This window comes from Aeromonas sp. HMWF015, assembly GCF_963878965.1.
Taxonomy (GTDB): domain Bacteria; phylum Pseudomonadota; class Gammaproteobacteria; order Enterobacterales; family Aeromonadaceae; genus Aeromonas; species Aeromonas veronii.
Genome location: NZ_CAWNZT010000157.1, coordinates 3,995 through 4,891 on the forward strand (window position 1 = coordinate 3,995; position 897 = coordinate 4,891).

The following is an 897-nucleotide window of genomic DNA, read 5'->3' on the forward strand; positions in this document are numbered from 1 at the left end:
GGATGTGGTAGCGATGCAGGCCTATCCCTGGCCCGGCAACGTGCGGGAGCTGCGCAACCTCATCGAGCGCTGCCTGCTGCTGGGCAAGCCCCCGGCGGATTACTGGCAGAGCAGCAAGCCGGCCGAACAGGGCGCGAGCGAGGAGGGTTATCCGCTGGCGTGGCCGCTGGCGGAGGTGGAAAAAGCCCACATCCTGCAGGTGGTGGCGAGCCATGATGGCAACAAGTCGGCCGCCTCCCGGGTGCTCGGGGTGGCGCGCAAGACGCTGGATCGCAAATTCAAGGAGTGGGCCATCGAATGAGGAAGGCTGATCGGATGGGGTGGCGATGCAACTGACCCTGCTCTCCCGCTGCATGCGCGCCCTGTTGCCCCGTTGCGTGCGCACCAAGGTGCGCTGGCGCCTGCTGCTGCTCACCTCGGTACCCATCATGCTCACCCTGGTGGGCATGATTGCGCTCACCCTCTACTGGACCCTCACCTACAGCTGGCAGAACCTGCTCACCACGGTGCGCAGCGATCTCGGGGTGGCCCACCACGCCATCACGGTGCAGCAGCAGCGCCAGACCGAGCATCTCGAGCATCTGCGCGATGCCTGGGCCTTTCAGCTGCGGCTGCGGGAATCGCCGGATCAGCTCCATGACTGGGTGATGCCGCTGGCGGCCAACTATGGTCTCGATTTTCTGCGCTTGCGCCGTGGCCCCGAGCTGGATCAGCTGACGGCGCAAGAGCGCGCCGCCCTCACGGCCGGACGCAGCGTCAGTCACTTCGTGGTCTGGTCACAGCAGGAGATGCTCGCCCTCTCCCCGCAACTGGCCAAGCGGGCCGTGCTGTGGCAGCGGGATGGCACCAGGGTGGTGGAGAACAGGGGATTGATCAGCCTGTCACTGACGCCGGTGA

The 897-nt window shown here is 66.2% G+C and carries 1 protein-coding gene and 1 pseudogene; both read left to right on the plus strand.

The genetic code is table 11. From position 1 onward, the window contains the following. On the plus strand, window positions 1-301 hold a 301-nt coding region (locus tag AACS18_RS23250), incomplete at its 5' end, for a helix-turn-helix domain-containing protein (RefSeq protein WP_308810794.1). A 25-nt stretch (window positions 302-326) separates the two neighbouring features. Then, window positions 327-897: pseudogene (locus AACS18_RS07890) on the plus strand (two-component sensor histidine kinase); the annotation flags it as partial.